The sequence below is a fragment of the Gordonia sp. NPDC062954 genome (assembly GCF_044543825.1).
Lineage (GTDB): Bacteria > Actinomycetota > Actinomycetes > Mycobacteriales > Mycobacteriaceae > Gordonia > Gordonia tangerina.
In genome coordinates, this window is sequence record NZ_JBITWL010000002.1 from 69,182 (window position 1) to 84,040 (window position 14,859).

Consider the following 14,859-nt stretch of genomic DNA (forward strand, 5'->3'; position numbering starts at 1 on the left):
ATGCCTCACACCGCGGAATTTCCCGCCGCGGCGCACCGCTGCTTGATTCGCACGGGCCGACTACCGACCGGTAAACTCGCGGTATCTCCCAATCCGTCGACGTCTCGCCCCGTCAACGTGTTGTACCGCCGTGATCTGTAGAGCCCCAGGGAGCGCACCTCGAATGACCGACTTGTCGATCACCAGCAAGAACCTGCTCGCGCCGGTGCGTACCTGCGGTGCGCCCCAGATCTCCGAGGAGCCCGAGAACGAGCCGCGTGAAGAGTGTGGCGTGTTCGGGGTGTGGGCGCCGGGTGAGGATGTCGCCAAGCTCTCGTATTACGGCCTGTACGCGTTGCAACATCGTGGTCAGGAGGCCGCCGGAATCGCCGTCGGCGACGGCTCTCAGGTGCTGGTCTTCAAGGACCTCGGGCTGGTCAGTCAGGTCTTCGACGAGCAGACTCTCGGCGCGATGGTGGGGCACGTGGCGATCGGGCATTGCCGATATTCCACCACCGGCTCCACGACCTGGGAGAACTCGCAACCGATCTTCCGCACCACCGCCGCCGGCACCGGCGTCGCGCTGGGACACAACGGAAACCTGGTCAACACCGCCGACCTGGCGAGCCGCGCCCGCGGGCTGGGCGTGATGAGCACGGCCGCGACGTCGGACTCCGACCTGGTCGGCGCCCTGCTCGCGCATGGTGCCGCCGACAGCAGTGTGGAGCAGGCGGCGATGGAACTGCTGCCGCATCTCAAGGGTGCGTTCTGTCTCACCTTCATGGACGAGCACACGCTGTATGCGGCGCGTGATCCGCACGGCGTGCGACCGCTGTGTCTGGGACGCCTCGATCGCGGCTGGGTGGTCGCGTCGGAGACCGCGGCGCTCGACATCGTCGGTGCCTCCTACGTGCGCGACATCGAGCCCGGCGAACTGCTCGCGATCGACGCCGACGGGGTGCGCAGCTCGCGGTTCGCCGAGCCGACGCCGCGCGGCTGCGTCTTCGAGTACGTCTACCTCGCCCGGCCGGACAGCGTCATCCATGGGCGTTCGGTGCACTCCACCCGGGTGGAGATCGGTCGGCGGCTCGCCCGTGAGTTCCCGGCCGAGGGTGATCTGGTGATCCCCGTCCCGGAGTCGGGCACTCCCGCCGCAGTCGGATACGCCCAGGAATCTGGTATCCCCTACGGACAGGGGCTGATGAAGAACGCCTACGTCGGGCGCACGTTCATCCAGCCGTCGCAGACGATCCGCCAGCTCGGTATCCGCCTCAAACTCAACCCTTTGAAGGAAGTCATCCGGGGCAAGCGCCTCGTCGTCGTCGACGACTCGATCGTGCGCGGTAACACCCAGCGAGCGCTGATCCGGATGTTGCGCGAGGCCGGTGCGGCCGAGATCCACGTCCGTATCGCCTCGAGCCCAGTGCGCTGGCCGTGCTTCTACGGGATCGACTTCGCTTCGCCCGCAGAGCTCATTGCGAATGGCATGGAGTCCGAAGAAGGCATGGTCGAAGGTGTCCGGCAGGCGATCGGCGCCGACTCGCTCGGCTATATCGGTATCGACGAGATGATCGCCGCCACCGAACAGCCGGCGGAGAACCTGTGTGCCGCGTGTTTCGACGGTGACTATCCGATCGAACTGCCCGAGGAGACCTCGATGGGCAAAGCCGTTCTGGAACAGATGCTGGCCAGTGCGGCCGGCGATGGCCGCGACCCGTTGACCGCTTCGAACGACAATGTCAGCGCGGTGATGCGGCCCTGACCGGGTTCGGATCAGGGCGCGACACCCTGCCCGCGGCCATCGCAGGGTCGGGTAGCGTATTCGGCGTCGGGACTCGTGGGTGACCTCAGGCGCGAGCCGACCGTACGACGACGGAGGCTCCGACGCCCGGAGATCCGACCACCTGGATTTCGACAAGGGGTGCTCAGCTAGATGACCGATCGGGATTCGGCTGCCGACGCAACGGCCAACGACCGTGGTGATGGTCTTTCCTACGCCGCCGCGGGCGTCGACATCGACGCCGGTGAGCGCGCGGTCGAACTCTTTGCCCCGCACGCCAAGCGGGCCTCTCGCCCGGAGGTGATGGGCGGTCTCGGCGGGTTCTCCGGTCTCTTCGCATTGAAGGGCAATTACCGCGAGCCGGTGCTGGCCGCCGCAAGCGACGGTGTGGGCACCAAACTGGCCATCGCTCAGGCGATGAACAAACACGACACCGTCGGGCGCGACCTCGTCGCCATGTGCGTCGACGACCTCGTCGTGTGCGGCGCCGAGCCGTTGTTCTTGCAGGACTATGTGGCTGTGGGCAAGGTCGTACCGGAGACCGTTGCGCAGATCGTCGCCGGGATCGCCGACGGTTGCGTCGATGCCGGTTGCGCTCTGCTCGGTGGCGAGACGGCCGAGCATCCCGGTCTGATGGACGAGGATCACTACGACCTGTCGGCCACCGCCGTCGGTGTGGTCGAGGCGGATTCGATCCTCTCGCCCGAGCGTGTGCGGCCTGGAGACGTCGTGATCGCGATGGGGTCGTCGGGCCTGCATTCCAACGGTTACTCGCTGGCCCGCAAGGTGCTCCTGGAGTGGGGGCACATGGATCTCGCCGGCCACGTCGAGGAGTTCGGCCGCTCGCTCGGCGAGGAACTCCTGGAACCGACCAGGATCTACGCCCGGGATTGTCTGGCCGTCGCCGCGGAGGCAGATGTCCGTACATTCGCCCATGTCACCGGTGGTGGGCTCGCTGAGAATCTGGCCCGGGTGATCCCAGCCGGCCTCGTCGCGGAGATCGAACGGGAGACCTGGACCCCGGCGCCGGTGTTCGCGCTCATCGCTCAACGCGGACGGGTTGCGCGGGAAGAGATGGAACGCACCTTCAACATGGGTGTGGGCATGGTCGCCGTGGTCGCGCCAGAGGACACCGAGCGGGCTCAGGCGGTGCTGACGGCTCGGCACGTGGACAACTGGGTTCTCGGCTCCATCAAGCGCGCCGCCGAACCGAAGAACCCCGACCTTCCTCGTGTGGCGCTGTCCGGGGAGCATCCCCGGTTCTGAGCTGAATGGCGGGGCGCTACCTGCGGGGTGCCCGGAAAACGACCGGAGGCGCCGCCTGTTCTGTGAAGGGAACGGCGCGGGACATCAGGTCCACGCGCTGTGGTGGCGCATGGCGCCAGTCAGCGAACGCAGCAGCATCTGTCGGCACATGATTTCGGGCACGCGACGAGACGCCGCAATGGCGACCTGGCCGACCGGTCCCGCGCACAGGGCGTTGGTGGTATTCGGACGCGACGTGACCGACCGCCCGCAGGTGGTCCGGCGATGGTTCGGTCGCACGTCAGAGACCCAGCACGAAACCACACCCGGGGCGAAGACGGGCAACAATGCCCAGAGTTTGCCGATCAGGTGTGGTTTCGTGTGATGCGCACCGACAACGATGCAGAGGCATGAGGGTCATGCCGACGTCGAACGAGAGTCAGGCTCTACGCCACTCGTCCTCATCGGCCCACTCATCCACTGGATCCCGGCGATCCGCCGAGTCGTCCGACCCGGACAGCTCGCGCTGCAAGCTGTCGAAGTCGGTGTGGGGAGTGGAGTACTTCAGCTGACGAGCAACCTTCGTCTGCTTTGCTTTTGCCCGGCCGCGGCCCATGTGGGACCCCCTCGCACAATGACGGGGCGGCCAAACACTTGGCGGCCCCGTTCTCTAGGTAATGAATCTGTCGTGGGACCCAGTTTAGCGCGCTCGTCTCGATAATGCGGATCGCCCTGCCGTACACGCCGACGCCGACGCAGAATGTGCTGCGCAGAGCGTCAAAAATTCACGGTCCGGGCGAGCTTGCGGGAGGCCTCGCGGTGCACCTTGGGTGCGAGACCGTCGTGGGAGAGCAACACCGACAGAGCCTCGGCATCGGCCTCGGTGCCGGCGAGTAGGTGGCGCACCAGAACGCCGTGCGAGGGTCGGTATGTCACCCGCACGACGTCCCCTGCGGCGACACTGCCGGGCCGCACGATGCGCAGGTAGGTGCCGGTGTCGGCACGTGCCATGAATCGCTTCACCCACTTCGGTTCACCAGCCCAGGAGGCGAAGGTCCGGCACGGGGTGCGCGGGATCGTCGTCTCCACCACCAGACCGTCGTCGCCGATCTCCCACCGCTCACCGACCACCGCGTCGGTGGTCTCGAGCCCGTCGATGCGAAGGTTCTCCCCGAACCACCCGTGCGGGAGGTCGCGGTCGAGTTCCTCGGCCCACCGCTGCGCCTCGCGTTCGCTGTAGGCGTACAGCGCCTGGTCGATCCCGCCGTGGTGCTTGGTATCGACGACGTGGTCGGTCACCAGGCCTAGTTCGGTGACCTGAATCCGGCCTGTTTGCGGGCGTTTGTCTATTCCGCTGGCGCCGACGTTGTCCAGGATCACATCGTGGCCTGCGGCACAGACGGTCAGCACGGTGCCGCTCGGTGGCGCGTCGTTCACGAGTTCTGTCCGCCGCGGCGGAGCCGCTCGACCGCTGCGCGTCCGGCCTGCACGTGGTCGTCGGAGCGCACCGAATCGGGATCGATCCGGGCGGACACCGGATGTTCGCCGTTGACGAGGAGGTCGACGTCGGGTCCCACCGACCGCTTCACCAGCGCGAGGGCGATCGGGCCCCATTCGAAGTGATCCACCACCGTCCCGACCCGGCCGACGGTCCGACCGCCCGCGGTCACCGGGTCGCCGGTGGCCGGCCGCTCGTCCCCACTGCCGTCGAGGTGAAGCAGGACGAGGCGTCGCGGCGACTTGCCGAGGTTGTGTACCCGAGCGACCGTCTCCTGGCCGCGGTAGCACCCCTTGTCGAGGTGGACCGCACCGTGAACCTCCGGACCCCCGATCCAGTCGACCTCGTGCGGGATGGTGCGTTCATCGGTGTCGACACCCAGCCGCGGTCGCAGCGCCGCGACGCGCATCGCGTCGTAAGCCCAGGTGCCGGCCATCCGGACGCCGAGTTCGGTGAGCTGCGCCCACCACGACTGCACCGCATGGTCGGGCACCACGAGGTCGACCACCGGCACTCGTCCGCCGTCACCGAGGCCGGGCATGACCCGCCAGAAGCCGATCGGCTCGTCCTCGTGGTGCAGTTCGGGGAGGCTGCCGGCGGTGTACACCTCGGCATCGGGCGTCAGTTCGAGCAGCTCGGCGATGGGTCCACCGACGATGTCGGGACCGATCAGCGTCAACACCGCCATGTCGGGGCGCGCGGCCGGTTCGGCCTTGGCCCAGAACACCATCTTGGTGAGGAAGTCCGTGAACGGGGCGCCCCGGCTGCCCTCGCAGTCGATCCAGGTGATCCCGTCGATGTCGGTGAGCACGAAATGCTCCTCGACACGCCCGTTCAGGTCGAGAGAGAGGTTCTCGGCGCTGTGCCGGTCGGCGAGCGACGCGACGTGCTGGCTGGAGATGGTGTGCAGCCAGGACAAACGATCGGCGCCCGGGATCTCGATGACGGCCCGATCGGACCTGTCGACGATCACCGCGGTGCGTTGCGCTGCCCGCTGCTCCCCGAGAGGATCTCCATAGTGCCAGGCGACATGGAGCAGGTCGTCGGCGGAATCGGGACCGGGCACGGCGCCCTGGTCGGAGTACCTGGTCAAAATTGGTGACGCGGCCACAACGTCCATCCTACGGGTCGACGCGTTCGCATCTTGGCGGCCCGAAAGGCGCACTGCCTACGGGATCCCGCGAATCCTCGGTGTGGGTAGCTAGCCTCGTGCCATGGCTGTTGCGCAGATCCTGGTGACCCTCGACGGCACGGTGCATGACCCCGACGTCCCGTTCCTGCACGCCGACGACCTCGCCGCGCTGCGCGGGGACGGGGTGTTCGAGACGCTGCTCATCCGTTCCGGGCGTACCCGCAAGGTGGGCGCGCACCTCGACCGGCTCGAGCGCAGTGCAGCGATGATGGAGCTGCCCGCGCCCGACCGTGCGCAGTGGCGCGGTGCCATCGAGGTCGTCGAGAAGCAGTGGTCCCGCGCAAACCCTGATGCCGAGGCATGGCTGCGCCTGGTCTACTCGCGCGGCCGGGAGAGTGTCCCGGACGCTGGACCGACGGCCTACCTGATGGCCGGGCCGGTTGCCGACCGGGTCGCCGCGGCCCGGTCCGAGGGCGTTTCGGTGGTGACGCTGGACCGCGGGTTCTCCACCGACCTCGCCGACCGCGCCCCGTGGCAGCTGTTGGGCGCCAAGACCTTGAGCTATGCGACCAACATGGCTGCGCTGCGCTACGCGGCTGCGAACGGGTTCGATGACGTGATTTACCTGAGCAGTGAGGGCTCGGTCCTCGAGGGGCCGCGCTCGACAGTCGTCACCGTGACCGGAACCACCCTGACCACCCCGCCGTCGGAGGCCGGAATCCTGCCGGGCACCACTCAACGAGCAGTGTTCGAAACCGCGGCGTCCGAAGGGTGGACCACCCGCACCGACGCGCTCGGCCGCGCCGACCTCATCGCGGCGGACTCGGTCTGGCTGATCAGCAGTGTCGCGCTGGCCGCGCGGGTCACCTCGCTCAATCGCTACATCATGCCGGTGTCACCGAACCACCACGATTTCGTCGATTTAGTGGACCGTGCCATTTGTGTTGATCGAGAATGATGTCGTCATCGGGTCCTTCGGCGGTGACCGAGCTCTGGCGCGCCGAACAACGCGATGCATCCCACAATTGAATCCGGGTGCGATCTGACTGCGGAGGGCTTGAGCCGGACGATCTGCGCAGCGTAGCGTGGGCCACACAGCTACTACGACGTCTTGTAGTAGGTGTGGTTCGGTGGTCAGGAGTTCGCACAGCCGGACCGGCCCGTGCATCGCAGCCCGATGCACCGACTCTGATTGAGGCGACATGGACGCTCTTGATGTCTCCCGATGGCAATTCGGGATCACCACCGTCTATCACTTCATCCTCGTCCCCCTGACCATCGGCCTGGCGCCGATGATCGCGGTGATGCAGACGGTCTGGCATGTGACCGGCAACGAGCAGTGGCTGCGCGCCACCAAGTTCTTCGGCAAGCTGTTCCTGATCAACTTCGCCCTCGGCGTCGCCACCGGCATCGTGCAGGAATTCCAGTTCGGCATGAACTGGAGCGAGTACAGCCGGTTCGTCGCCGACGTTTTCGGTGCGCCGCTGGCGTTCGAGGGTCTGGTCGCATTCTTCCTGGAGTCCACGTTCATCGGACTGTGGATCTTCGGTTGGGGCCGGCTGCCGCGTCGGGTACACCTCGCCTGCATCTGGCTTGCCGCAATCGGGGTCAATGCGTCCGCCTACTTCATCATCGCCGCCAACTCCTGGATGCAGCATCCGGTCGGTGTCGCCTGGGACGACTCACGTGACCGACCGGCGATGAATGACTTCTGGGCGGTGCTCACCAACAACACCACGTTGGCCGCCTTCCCCCATGTGATCGCCGGCGCTTTCCTGACCGCAGGCACTTTTGTCGCGGCGATCGGTTGCTGGTGGATGGCTCGCAACATGTGGCGGGCGAAGAAACTGCGCGCGGCGTCTGAAGCCGGCGAGACCGCCGATCTGCCGCCCACCACCTCGCCGAGCCAGGTCGACGCCACGCCGGAAGATCTGGAGCACGACGCCCGTCGTCTCTGGCGCCCGGTGACCAGATTGGCACTGTGGGTCGTGATGGTCTCCGGTGTCGCGCTGTTCATCACCGGCGACATCCAGGCCGAGATCATGTTCAAACAGCAGCCGATGAAGATGGCCTCGGCGGAGTCGCTGTGCGAAACCACCACCGGCGCGCCGTTCTCGGTGCTCGCCATCGGACGGCAGAACAACTGCGACAACATCACCCAGGTCATCGAGATCCCGAACATGCTGTCCTTCCTGGCCAACCGGGACATCAACAGCACTGTGCAGGGTGTCAACGAGTTGCAGGTGCAGTATCAGGAACAATTCGGCATGCCGGGCCAGAACTTCGCGCCGAATCTGTTCGTCACCTACTGGGGTTTCCGCGCCATGATCACCTGGGCGCTCGGGTCGGCCCTGCTCGCGCTGGGCGCGCTGTGGCTCACCCGCAAGAAGCGGGTGGTGGAATCCCGCAGATTCGGGTTGTTCGCGCTGTGGATGATCCCGACCCCGTTCCTGGCCAACAGTTCCGGCTGGATCTTCACCGAGCTGGGCCGCCAGCCGTGGGTGGTGGTGCCGAACTGGGAAGACGACCTCGATCCACTGCGGATACATATGTTGGTGCAGGACGGTGTGTCCAACCATGTGGCGGCGACAGTGTGGGTCACGCTGATCGGATTCACCCTGCTCTACGGTGCGCTCGGCGTGGTCTGGTTCATGCTGCAACGCCGATACATCATCGAGGGTCCGGCCACCTATGACGCGGTACCGCCCGACGAACCGTCGGATACTGATGAGCCCAAACAACTCTCGTTCGCGTACTGAGGAGGTCGACGATGGGTCTGCCCGAACTCTGGTTCCTGATCATCGCGTTTCTGTTCGTCGGCTACTTCGTGTTGGAAGGCTTCGATTTCGGCGTCGGCATGCTGATGCCATTCCTCGGCCGCAGTCACACCGGCGGTGACGAATCGGTGTCACCCACCGAGGAGATCGCCGATCCTGATGCTCGGCGTCGAACCATTCTCAACACCATCGGACCGGTGTGGGACGGCAACGAGGTATGGGTGATCACCGCCGGCGCCGCGCTGTTCGCGGCGTTCGGCGGCTGGTACGCGACGATGTTCAGCGCTTTCTATCTCCCGCTGTTCCTCATCCTGATCGGGCTGATCACCCGGGTCTGCGCCATCGAATGGCGCGGCAAGATCGACGATCCGAAGTGGCGCAAGGCAGCCGACGTGGGTATCGGCCTGGGCTCGTGGATTCCGGCGATCCTCTGGGGAGTGGCGTTCGCGAATGTGGTCCGTGGCATTCCGATCGATGCCGAATATCAGTACACCGCAGGCTTCTTCAACCTGCTCAACCCGTACGCCCTGCTCGGCGGACTCACCACGCTGCTCGCCTTCTTGACCCACGGCGCGGTCTTCCTCGCGCTCAAGACCTCCGGTGTGTTGAAACAGGACGCGATGACCTACGCCGCACGGCTCGCGATCCCGACGCTCGTGGTGGCCGCGGTCTTCCTGCTCTGGACGCAGTTCGCCTACGGCAACGGATGGACCTGGATACCGGTGCTGATCGGCGCGGTTGCCGCGGTGGTGATGGTGGTCGCCACGCAGATCCGCCGAGAGGGCATCGCCTTCGCCGCGACCTTCGTCGCCATCGGCGGCACGGTGGCAACATTGTTCGCCGTGCTCTACCCGAACGTACTGCCGTCAAGCACGAGTGAGGCCTACAACCTCACCATCGCCAACACCTCGTCGAGCAACTACACGCTGACCATCATGACGTGGGCCGCGGTGCTGATCACCCCCGTTGTCATGGCCTACCAGGCATGGACCTACTGGGTTTTCCGCAAGCGGCTGTCCGTGGAGCAGATCCCGGCGCCCACCGGGTTGCCGTCATTGCGTATGCGTTCGCAGTGACCCGACCCCTCCGCGCCCCGGTTACCACGGCCACGGCCGAGGCCACGACCGAGGACGGTTCGCCGAATCCCGGGCCGGCCACCGCGGGACGGTCCGGGCCGGTCGATCCGCGACTGCTGCGGCACTCCACGGTTGCCCGCGGCTACGTTGTCGCCACGGCGATGTTCGCCTTCGCCGGTGTGGCGATGACCATCGTGACAGCGGCGATGGCGGCTTCGATCGTCTCCGAACTCATCGTCGACCCGAGCCGGCGATCGTTGGGTGCACAACAACTGCATCTGGCGGTGTTGGCCGGGGCTCTCGTCGCGCGCGGAATGCTGACCTACTTGCACGACCGTTACGCCCACCGTGGGGCCGCGCGGGTCATCGCCCAGCTGCGCGGCCGGGCGCTCGACGTCCTCACGGACCCGACGCAGACCTCGGTGCGTGCCCTGGTGGCCCGTCGCGAACACGCCGCGACGGTGGTGTTGCGGGGACTCGACGCGTTGGGACCATATCTGTCGGGTTACCTTCCCGCACTGATCGTCACGATGACGGTCACGCCGACGGTCGTGGTGGTGATCGGGTTCACCGATTGGCCGTCGGCTGTGGCCATCCTCATCACTTTGCCGCTGATCCCGCTGTTCATGATCCTCATCGGTCTGATGACCCGGGAACGGACCGATCGCAAACTGGCGGCGACCAGTCGCCTGGCGGCGCAACTGCTCGACCTGATCGCCGGACTACCGACTCTGCGTGCGCTCAACCGCGCTCGTGGTCCGGCGGCGAGGGTGGCCGAACTTGGTCGGGCGCAGCGACGCAGCACGATGTCGGCGTTGCGGGTGGCGTTCCTGTCGGGGGCGGTGCTGGAACTGCTGGCCACCTTGAGTGTGGCGGTGGTCGCGGTCGGCATCGGTCTACGGCTGGTCCACGGCGACATGAGCCTGTATGCCGGTGTGCTGGCGCTCATCCTGGCTCCCGAGGCCTATCACCCGTTGCGGCAGGTGGGCGCCCAGTTCCACAACTCCGCCGACGGCGTCGCCGCCGCCGGCGAGGTCCTCGACCTGATCGAGTCGGCACCCGACGACGCGGTGATCGCGCCGGGCCGCCGGAGCTGTTCGGTGGCCGGGCAGCCGGTCCGACTGCTCGATGTCGGTGTGCACGGCCGGGACGGCTGGGCACCCGAGCACCTCGACGCCGTGTTCGAACCCGGCCGGCTCACCATGGTGACCGGGGCGAACGGGGCCGGGAAGTCCACCGCCCTGCTGGCGGTGATGGGGCTGGTGGCTCCCGACTGCGGGTCGGTGCTGATCGGCTCGATTCCCGTCGCCGAACTCGAACCGAGCCTCCTGCACGAACAGATCGCGTGGCTGCCGCAGCAACCCGTGATGGTGCCCGGCACGGTGAGCGAGAACCTTGCGCTGTTCGGCCGGCTCGAATCGGCTGCGTCGGCCCGTGCCGCGGCTGCCACCGGGTTCGACAGGGTGCTCGCGGCCCTGCCCGACGGCGTCGACACCCCGATCGGTGCGGACGGCTCGGGGCTGTCGGCCGGCCAGCGTCAGCGTCTCGCGCTCACCCGGACACTGGCGTCCCCGGCGCCTCTGCTTTTGCTCGACGAACCGGCGGCGCATCTCGACGACGCATCGGTGCGTGCCGTATTCGAGGTCCTGTCCGCCCGGGCGGCGGCGGGGGACACCGTGGTGGTGGTGGCCCATCAGTCGGTGGCACGCGCGTTCGCCGATCGTGTTCTCGTAGTCGGACAGGAGTCGGCATGACGACCCGACCCGGCCGGGATATCGGCACGGCGCCCCCGGTGTCATCGGACGCCGCGCTGCGCCGGGCCTTCGCTTTCCTCGGGCTGCGTGGGCGCCCGCTGGTCAAGTCGATCCTCCTCGGTGTCGGCGGAGCCCTTTCGGCACTGGGACTCGCCGCGCTGTCGGCCTGGCTGATCACCCGCGCCTGGCAGATGCCGCCCGTGCTCTACCTGTCGGTCGCGATCACCGCGGTGCGCGCCCTCGGCATCTCTCGCGGTGTCTTTCGCTATCTCGAGCGTCTGGCCACCCATGATCTGGCGCTCGGCGCGATGGCCACTGCACGCGAGCGGGTGTACCGGACTCTGGCCGCGGGCTCGCCCGCCTACTCGGTCAGCCTGCGGCGCTCGGACTTGCTCGGCCGAACCGGTGACGACATCGACGAGATCGGCAACGCCCTGATCCGCGGCGTCATCCCGATCGCCGTGGGCGCGGTGACCAGCGTGGCGGCCGTCGCCATCATGGCTTCCGTCTCCTGGTGGGCCGCCGGGGTGCTCGCGGTCGCAATGATCGTCAGCGGACTGCTCGCACCGGCGCTGGCCGCGCGGGGAGCGGCGCGGACCATCGCGGACTCCTCCGCCGCACATGACCGGTCGGCCGATGCCGCGGTCACCGCGCTGTGGCATGCGCCGGAACTGACCGTGGCCCGTCGACGCTCCGAGGTGTTGGCCATCGCGCGGCGCACCGAGGCCGACGCCCTGGCCGCAGCCGACCGCGGCCTGCGCTACGAGGCGGCGGCGAGTGCCGCCACACCGCTGTCGATGGGGGCATCACTGCTCGCGGCATGCCTCATCGGGGTGCACCTGGCCTCGCAGATCCCCGGATCGCTGGCCGACGTGGCATCGGGGGAGGGGCTGACACCGATGGTGCTCGGAGTCCTGATCCTGTTGCCGTTGTCGGCGTTCGAATCGACGGGTCCGCTCACCGAGGCGGGTATCCAACTCGAGCGCAGTCGTCAGAGCGCCCGACGGGTGATGGCCCTGGTGGACGGTGCCGGTGTGGACGGCGCCGCAGGAGAACCCGAGGGCGACGGACCCGATCGCGCCATTCACTCCGGCCCGGTCACCCTGGACACCACCGGCCTGCGGTGGGGATGGCCTGCCGGCGATTGCCTGGGATCGGCCGACGGACTCGATCTGCACTTGTCACCGGGCGACCGCTTGGTGATCGTCGGTCCGAGCGGCGCGGGCAAGAGCACCCTCGGCCTCACCGTGACCGGGCTGTTGGCACCGCACGCGGGCCGCATCGACACCCGCGACGACCACGGCGCGACAGTGGACGTCCGCTCGGCGAGCTGCTATTTCGCCGAGGAAGGCCACCTGTTCTCCACCACGCTGCGGGAGAATCTGCGGGTCGCCCGCGGGGACGCGAGCGACGACGAGCTGGTCGCCGCCCTCGAGTCCGTGGGTCTGCGGACCTGGCTGGCGGGTCTGGCCGACGGACTCGACACCGAGCTCGTCGGGGGGTCGGCGGCCGTCAGTGGTGGGCAGCGCAGACGTCTGCTGCTCGCGCGGGCTGTGGTGCACCCGGCGCCGGTGGTGGTGCTCGACGAGCCGACCGAGCACCTCGACGCTGCCGACTCGGCGGTGCTGCTGCACCGACTTCTCGGGCGTACCCGCGGCCTGTTCGATTCGGCGCGGATCGTGGTGGTGATCACGCATGATCCTGCAGCACAACAGATTTCGTCGGAGAATCCGCGATGCCGGGTGCTCGAGGTGCTGCCGTCGCCAACCGGCTGAAAACCTGTTGCCGCGCGCCGGGTCCGAGCGTATCTTCGTCGGTACACGAGGAAGGAGGTGGTTCGAAGTTGTATGACTGTTGGACACGTGAGGTGACCATCCGCTAGCGCGGACCGAGGTGTTCACCTCCGCGGAGTGCGCGGCCGATGCCGAGAGGGATCGGTGACGTCGCACCGGTCCGCGTCGGCGAATCCCAGGTGGTCACCCGGCCCCCGTACCCCGATCCTTGTCCGATCGGCTCAGGCCCGTTCACGGGCGGTACGGGGGCCGTCTGCGTCCGCGGCACCAGGCATTCGACGCCATGCGCCGGAAGTAACGCAGATCACCGCAGGGTCGATGCGTAATTCAAGTAGTCGACTACTCGTGTTCGCGACCTGATCGTGACGTGAACTAGGCACAGGCGTCGATCAGCACAGATCACACCGACCCATCCGCACCGGGCCGGGGCGCGAACCACAGATGAACGAATACTCGCAAGGGAGACCGCCATGACCACGACGCATGCACACGTGGTGTCCGTCCTGGACGAGCCGATCGCGCAGGGTCCGCGCGCGTCGGCGGCAGAGCTCGACGGCCGCGTCGACGAGCACGTCCGAGCGCGGTTTCTCACCCCCGATGATGCGGACTGGACCAACGACGGCGCCGCGAACTGGGTTGCCGGTCACGTCAGCGGGTTGGCGTATTCGCACGCACCCGGCGCCGACCACCTGGTCCTGCACAATCGCGGCGATTCCGAGCTCGGCGTGCTGTCGGTCCCCGAGCGGCCTGGTACCTCCGACAATGTCTTCACCCACCTGCCCGCCGGCAGCTCCGTGGCTCTGCCTTCCGCCGACTCCCACGTACTGCAATCGGCGCGCATCGACCGACGTCCGGTGCTTGTCGGGCAGATCCTCGAAGGCCGCGACGCACATACCGGTGAACCGCAGATGATTCTCGACGGCCCGGAAGTCGGCGAGGTCGATTGGGATCAGCGCGATCCCGACGGCATCTTCTGGCGACCCGGCGACGTCGATTTCGGGGTCCCCACGTCGCCGTCATTCGTCTTCGTCGACCCGCTGACGCACGGGGTTCATCACACCCGGATCGATTCCGAGGTGACCATTCACAACCGTTCCGACGGGCCCGTCGCGGTGTTGACCGTGGGCGCCGACGGGCCGCTGGACCTCCTGGTCGCCGAGCCGGGCGAGTCGGTGCCGGTGCCACCCGGCGACCAGGTCTGCTACGTGCAGGCGCCGCGGACCGACGGGAGCCCGACGATTCTGGGCGTGATGTGGTTGGCCGGTGGTGTACTGATGCCCAGTGCGCTGCCCGTCCCCGATCGTCGTGATCACCTGGCCCGCAACTTCCTGACGCCGTGGAGTGCCGATTGGGAGTGTGGCTACAACCAGCAGGACCACCTCGACGCCGAGGCCGACGGGGTGACCTACCAGTATCGAACGGGCGCCGAGACGTTGACCATCCGCAATACCGGCGACGAGTCGATCGCGGTGATCTACAACCTCGGATCGGATCGGGCAGTCGCCGAGATCGCGCCGCGCGGCAGACGGGTGTTCCCGGTGCGGTCGGATGCCGACACCGGGCAGGTGTTCTCGGTGGTGGGTACGCGACGGGGTGGAACCGCCGGGCGTGCGGCGAGTGTGGATTCCGCGGGTGGGTTCGTCCCGGGCGCATCCGGGCGGCCCGGCACCCCCACCAACTACGGGTCGGTGGTGGTCATGCTCGGGACCGTGGTCTACAGCGCCATCCCGAAGAAGAATCTGTATCTCGCCTGGTCAGATCGTCCCTGGTCAGATCGCCGTCACCGTCGGCATCGTCGGTCGCAGCACTGAGTGCTCGACGGTGG

11 protein-coding genes are annotated in these 14,859 nt (G+C 67.4%); 8 read left to right on the forward strand and 3 right to left on the reverse strand.

The features are described from left to right. The first annotated feature begins 163 nt into the window (after positions 1 to 163). Positions 164 to 1,741, forward strand: coding sequence for an amidophosphoribosyltransferase (gene purF / locus ACIGKQ_RS02930; protein WP_235725940.1), 1,578 nt, complete (start codon positions 164 to 166; stop codon positions 1,739 to 1,741). A gap of 171 nt (positions 1,742 to 1,912) precedes the next feature. Then, positions 1,913 to 3,025 carry a phosphoribosylformylglycinamidine cyclo-ligase gene (purM, locus tag ACIGKQ_RS02935; RefSeq protein ID WP_266060507.1) on the forward strand — a complete coding sequence of 371 codons (1,113 nt, stop codon included), beginning with the start codon at positions 1,913 to 1,915 and terminating at the stop codon, positions 3,023 to 3,025. A 418-nt stretch (positions 3,026 to 3,443) separates the two neighbouring features. Here purM and ACIGKQ_RS02940 read toward each other — a convergent pair whose 3' ends face one another. From ACIGKQ_RS02940 to ACIGKQ_RS02950, 3 genes are all read right to left on the reverse strand, one after another. Further along, positions 3,444 to 3,620 (reverse strand): DUF3073 domain-containing protein, encoded by a 177-nt coding sequence (locus tag ACIGKQ_RS02940; protein ID WP_235725938.1) that lies wholly within the window; start codon positions 3,618 to 3,620, stop codon positions 3,444 to 3,446. Positions 3,621 to 3,781: 161 nt separating this feature from the next. Beyond that, entirely contained in the window at positions 3,782 to 4,441 is a 660-nt protein-coding gene (locus ACIGKQ_RS02945; RefSeq protein ID WP_396572256.1) for an MOSC domain-containing protein, read from the reverse strand. Beyond that, a complete protein-coding gene (locus ACIGKQ_RS02950) occupies positions 4,438 to 5,613 on the reverse strand; it encodes a folate-binding protein YgfZ (RefSeq protein ID WP_266060509.1) in 1,176 nt (391 codons plus the stop codon). The genes ACIGKQ_RS02945 and ACIGKQ_RS02950 overlap by 4 nt, the downstream gene beginning before the upstream one ends. A gap of 103 nt (positions 5,614 to 5,716) precedes the next feature. Between ACIGKQ_RS02950 and ACIGKQ_RS02955 the strand changes: the two genes are divergently transcribed. The 6 genes from ACIGKQ_RS02955 (at position 5,717) to ACIGKQ_RS02980 (ending at position 14,845) form a co-directional block, all read left to right on the forward strand. Further along, entirely contained in the window at positions 5,717 to 6,592 is an 876-nt protein-coding gene (locus tag ACIGKQ_RS02955) for an aminodeoxychorismate lyase (protein WP_266060511.1), read from the forward strand. A 244-nt stretch (positions 6,593 to 6,836) separates the two neighbouring features. Further along, the gene (locus ACIGKQ_RS02960) at positions 6,837 to 8,393 is read left to right on the forward strand and encodes a cytochrome ubiquinol oxidase subunit I (RefSeq protein ID WP_396572258.1); all 1,557 of its coding nucleotides are present in this window, start codon (positions 6,837 to 6,839) and stop codon (positions 8,391 to 8,393) included. A gap of 11 nt (positions 8,394 to 8,404) precedes the next feature. Beyond that, entirely contained in the window at positions 8,405 to 9,487 is a 1,083-nt protein-coding gene (gene cydB, locus ACIGKQ_RS02965; protein WP_396572259.1) for a cytochrome d ubiquinol oxidase subunit II, read from the forward strand. Next, a complete protein-coding gene (cydD, locus tag ACIGKQ_RS02970; RefSeq protein WP_396572261.1) occupies positions 9,484 to 11,241 on the forward strand; it encodes a thiol reductant ABC exporter subunit CydD in 1,758 nt (585 codons plus the stop codon). Before cydB ends, cydD begins: the two co-directional genes overlap by 4 nt. Then, positions 11,238 to 13,016: a thiol reductant ABC exporter subunit CydC gene (cydC, locus tag ACIGKQ_RS02975; protein WP_266060514.1), complete on the forward strand. Its 1,779-nt coding sequence runs from the start codon at positions 11,238 to 11,240 to the stop codon at positions 13,014 to 13,016. Before cydD ends, cydC begins: the two co-directional genes overlap by 4 nt. 488 nt (positions 13,017 to 13,504) lie before the next feature. Then, on the forward strand, positions 13,505 to 14,845 hold the full coding sequence (locus ACIGKQ_RS02980) for a hypothetical protein (protein WP_266060516.1): 1,341 nt from the start codon (positions 13,505 to 13,507) through the stop codon (positions 14,843 to 14,845). Positions 14,846 to 14,859 lie beyond the last annotated feature (14 nt).

Bases quoted from the DNA above. Each gene is read 5' to 3' on its own strand.
- purF (WP_235725940.1), top strand. From the start codon at position 164: ATGACCGACTTGTCGATCACCAGCAAGAACCTGCTCGCGCCGGTGCGT.
- purM (WP_266060507.1), top strand. From the start codon at position 1,913: ATGACCGATCGGGATTCGGCTGCCGACGCAACGGCCAACGACCGTGGT.
- ACIGKQ_RS02940 (WP_235725938.1), bottom strand. From the start codon at position 3,620: ATGGGCCGCGGCCGGGCAAAAGCAAAGCAGACGAAGGTTGCTCGTCAG.
- ACIGKQ_RS02955 (WP_266060511.1), top strand. From the start codon at position 5,717: ATGGCTGTTGCGCAGATCCTGGTGACCCTCGACGGCACGGTGCATGAC.
- ACIGKQ_RS02960 (WP_396572258.1), top strand. From the start codon at position 6,837: ATGGACGCTCTTGATGTCTCCCGATGGCAATTCGGGATCACCACCGTC.
- cydB (WP_396572259.1), top strand. From the start codon at position 8,405: ATGGGTCTGCCCGAACTCTGGTTCCTGATCATCGCGTTTCTGTTCGTC.
- cydC (WP_266060514.1), top strand. From the start codon at position 11,238: ATGACGACCCGACCCGGCCGGGATATCGGCACGGCGCCCCCGGTGTCA.
- ACIGKQ_RS02980 (WP_266060516.1), top strand. From the start codon at position 13,505: ATGACCACGACGCATGCACACGTGGTGTCCGTCCTGGACGAGCCGATC.